The 4028-nt window shown below is 64.1% G+C and carries 4 protein-coding genes and 1 tRNA gene; 4 read left to right on the forward strand and 1 reads right to left on the reverse strand.

The annotated features are described in order from the left end of the window. The 3 genes from EJC47_RS20675 to EJC47_RS20690 all read left to right on the forward strand — a co-directional run. Positions 1-772: sulfite exporter TauE/SafE family protein (locus tag EJC47_RS20675; RefSeq protein WP_260591701.1), on the forward strand; the 772-nt coding region annotated here is incomplete at its 5' end. Positions 773-790: 18 nt separating this feature from the next. Next, complete coding sequence (locus tag EJC47_RS20680) at positions 791-2053, forward strand: Nramp family divalent metal transporter (protein WP_124811256.1); 1263 nt, start codon at positions 791-793, stop codon at positions 2051-2053. A 373-nt stretch (positions 2054-2426) separates the two neighbouring features. Beyond that, positions 2427-2503, forward strand: a tRNA-Arg gene (locus tag EJC47_RS20690). A 43-nt stretch (positions 2504-2546) separates the two neighbouring features. Here the strand turns inward: EJC47_RS20690 and EJC47_RS20695 are convergent. Continuing rightward, a complete protein-coding gene (locus EJC47_RS20695; RefSeq protein ID WP_221885204.1) occupies positions 2547-3431 on the reverse strand; it encodes a phytanoyl-CoA dioxygenase family protein in 885 nt (294 codons plus the stop codon). Between the two features lie 80 nt (positions 3432-3511). Between EJC47_RS20695 and EJC47_RS20700 the strand changes: the two genes are divergently transcribed. After that, entirely contained in the window at positions 3512-4003 is a 492-nt protein-coding gene (locus EJC47_RS20700) for an Lrp/AsnC family transcriptional regulator (protein ID WP_221885205.1), read from the forward strand. The last annotated feature ends 25 nt before the right edge of the window (positions 4004-4028 follow it).

Here is a 4028-nt window from a genome sequence, read left to right on the forward strand (position 1 = left end):
CCTCGGCGCGCTGTCGGGCGGGCTCGTGGGCTTCACGCTCGGGCTCGTCGGGGGTGGCGGATCGATCCTCGCGGTCCCGCTGATGGTCTATCTCGTCGGCGTGCCGAACCCGCATGTGGCGATCGGGACAAGCGCGCTCGCCGTCGCGGTCAACGCCGCATCGGGGCTCGCGCAGCACGCCCGCGCCGGCACGGTCAAATGGCGCTGCGGGTTCCTCTACGCGGGCAGCGGAATCGCGGGCGCGCTGGCGGGGTCGACGCTCGGCAAGGCGGTCGATGGCCAGAGGCTTCTCTTCCTCTTTGCGCTGCTGATGCTCGTGGTCGGCGCGCTGATGCTCCGCAGGCGCAAGGATCCGGGGGTCGAGGGCGCCGCCTGCAACCGCCACAATGCGCCCCGCGTGCTGGGCTACGGGCTCGCGACCGGAGGGGTATCGGGCTTCTTCGGCATCGGCGGCGGCTTCCTGATCGTGCCCGGACTGATCGCCTCGACGAGGATGCCGATTCTCAACGCCGTGGGCACCAGCCTCGTCGCGGTGACCGCCTTCGGGCTCACCACCGCGCTAAGCTATGCGCTCTCCGGCCTTGTCGACTGGACGCTGGCGGCGATCTTCATCGCGGGCGGAATCTTCGGCGGCCTTGCCGGCACGCGCGCGGCGCGGCGCCTGTCGTCGCGCGGAGGGCTGGCCACGGTTTTCGCCGGCCTGATTTTCCTCGTCGCCGCCTATATGCTGGTGCAAAGCGCGGGGGCCATCTGGGCCGGGGCGTCCGGCTAGGAGCGGGGGAACGCATCGATGAACCCAGAAACCACCCGGCAGGCGCCGCCCACGGGCATGGCGCGCTGGAAGCTGGTCGGCCCCGGGATCGTCGTGGCGGCAACCGGCGTCGGCGCGGGCGACCTGGTCGCCACCCTCGTCGCGGGCGCGCGCTTCGGCTACGCGCTGCTGTGGGCGGCCGTGATCGGCTGCATCGTCAAGATCGCGCTCGCCGAGGCGACGGGCCGCTATCACCTCGCAACCGGATCGACGATACTGGAGGGCTGGCGTTCGCTGGGCCGCTGGACCGGGTGGTATTTCGGATTCTACATCATCCTGTGGGGCTTCGTGTATGGCGGAACCGCGATGAGCGCGACCGCGCTGCCACTGGCGGCACTGTTTCCCGATGTCCTGCCGTTCTGGGCCTGGGGGGCGCTCTCGGGGGTGCTGGGCGCGGCCTTCGTGCTGCTCAACCGCTATGCCATCTTCGAGGCGGCGATGAAGTTCTTCATCGGAGTGATGTTCGTCGTCGTGGTCGGGCTGGCGATCCTGGTCGCGCCCAATCTGGGCCATGCGCTGGGCGGCTTGGTGCCACAGCTTCCCGAAGGCTCGGCCATCTACACGCTGGGGCTGATCGGCGGCGTGGGCGGCACGATCACGCTCGCCGCCTATGGCTATTGGGTCAATGCCAAGGGTTGGAACAGTCCGGGCTGGATGGGCATGATGCGCTTCGACAACCGCGTGGCCTATGTCGTGACCGGCATATTCGTCGTTGCGATGCTGATCGTCGGCGCGGAACTGCTGCACGCGGCGCAGATCAGCCTGGCGGGCGGCGATCGCGGCCTGCTCGACCTCGAGGCGGTGCTGGCCAGGCGCTTCGGGGCGACCGTGGCGACGGTCTTCCTGATCGGCTTCGTCGCCACCACCTTCTCGTCGATCCTCGGCGTCTGGCAGGGCGTCTCGCTGCTGTTCGCCGACTTCGTGCGGAACCTGCGCGGCACCCATGCCGCGGGGGATCGCAGCGATCTCGAAACCAGCCCGGCCTTCCGCTTCTATGTGCTCTGGCTGACCTTCCCGCCGATGGTTCTCCTGACGCTGGGCCAGCCCTTCGCACTCATCATCGCCTATGGCGCTTTCGGCGCATTCTTCATGCCCTTCCTCGCGCTCACCCTGATGTGGCTGCTCAACCGACCCGGCGTGCCGCCCGAATGGCGCTCTGGCTGGCTCTCGAACCTCTTGCTGGCGCTGTCATCGATCCTCTTCATCATTCTGTGCGTTCACCAGATTCTGACCTTCCTCTAGGTCCCGCGAAGCCAAACGCCGCAATCGACGGGATAACCGCTGCCGAGAAGCGGTTATACTTCAAATGCTTGTTATATTGGGAAAGCTGGCGCACCCGACAGGATTCGAACCTGTGACCTCTGCCTTCGGAGGGCAGACGTCAAGCCCTTTTCCGCCCATCTGCATGGAATGTTTTAGGCGAATTTTCAGGCACTTAGCCTGTAACGAGCGGTGGGCGCGAAGGTCGGATTTATCCTCACGGAAGCACCACGGAAGCAGTTTGCTACGCTTCGGATGTCGCAGAGACAAGCCGCCGGAAATGCGGTGAACTGGCATCGGCCCACACTGGTTTGCGTTGACCGGCGACCGTCGATCCATGTAGGGACGGCGGACTGCACCCGTAGCTCAGCTGGATAGAGCGCCACCCTCCGAAGGTGGAGGCCACACGTTCGAATCGTGTCGGGTGCGCCAGCTACCGTTAAATGTCGACGAGGCAGCCCCGGACCTCGACTGTCTAGCGCGTGCCCGACGTGCAGTAGTCGTCCAGCCAGGTTGTTCTTGCGCCGGCGGCGGACCACAGCATCGGGAAGAAGCTCTCGTTGAGGCCGGCGTCGCCGGTGATCTGATAGCGCCGGTAGATGTAACCTCCGCGCCGATCAGAAAATCGAGCTTGGCCGGAAACGAGATGAACCCCGATCGACCGGCGCATTTGGCCGGTGGAGCCGTTAGGTCCGGACCCATGCCAGGTTTCACCGGCGTGGATGACGACGGACCCCGCCGGAACCTCGGCATAGTATATGTCTGGCATCGGTGCGTTCGCGGCGTGGGCGGCAGCGCGAAGTTGGCCGCGATAATCCCCTGCCGCATGGAAGCTGGAAGGCATCGGCGTGCAAGGCCATTTGTGTGACCCGCGAGCGTATTCGAGGGTTCCGGTTTGGCGGGTCACATCGTCGAGGGCGAACCAGAAGGTGATCGTCTCTTGGGGATCAAGGAAGTCCATGAATGACGTGTCTTGGTGATACGCGATCGGCTTCCCACCGGGCGGCTTCCACCAGATCGTGTCCTGTCCGAGCTTTGCGCTTGGCCACCCGGTGAGACGGCAGGCGGCTTTGCCAAGGTCTTGAGACAGGCTGAGCGCGGCGATCGTGAGATCAGCTTTCCAGGCATTCGCCATGTGCCGCGTCACGTCAGGTTTGCTCAGTTCCTCTCGCCAGTACCACTCGTCCGGGTAAACGCCCGTATCAAAGTCTCCGGCGAAGAGCGGTTCAAAGCGGGAGCGGAGTTGTTCGACCGCCGTCATAGGCAAGACGTTCTCAACTGCGAGGAAACCCTCCTCGCGAAACTGCTCCACCTGCACGTCGGAGAGTGTTTCCAACCGGTTCATGGCAAGCGGCGACATGGCGATTTTCCTATGTAGTTTTCCTTCTGTTGACGTATAGAGGCGCTTCATCTGTCGTTCAAACGAACGAATTATGGCATTTGAGGCATATCATCGAACTTGACCGAATAGATTTCGCCATTCTGGGCATTCTGCAGGAAGACGCGCGCACGACGGTCAAAGCGATCGCTGCGGAAGTTGGCCTAGCCCCATCCTCCGCACATCAACGCATTCGCCGGTTGTGGGAGACTGGCGCGCTGAAGGGTCTGCACGCGGAAGCCGATCCAAAGGTTTTTGGCATCGGTCTCGAGGCGTTGCTCATGATCGGGCTGACCAAGCACAAGCGTCAGACGGTCGACGATTTCCTTCGGGATGTCACCGAGATCCCGGAAGTGCGATCGGCTTACCTAGTCACGGGACGCTACGACCTGGTCGTGCATGTCGCCGTCCGCGACACGCTCCATTTGAAAGACGTGGCGCTCGATCAATTTACGAGCCGGCCCGGCGTCACCCGTATCGAAACATCCATCGTCTTCGAGGCCCGTCGGCGCGACAGGTTGCCGAACTATCACAGCCCTCAAGACGCGACCTGACAGAGGGGGCGACCATGCTTTCGCA

It is taken from the genome of Sphingomonas sp. TF3 (genome assembly GCF_003985085.1).
Taxonomy (GTDB): domain Bacteria; phylum Pseudomonadota; class Alphaproteobacteria; order Sphingomonadales; family Sphingomonadaceae; genus Sphingomonas.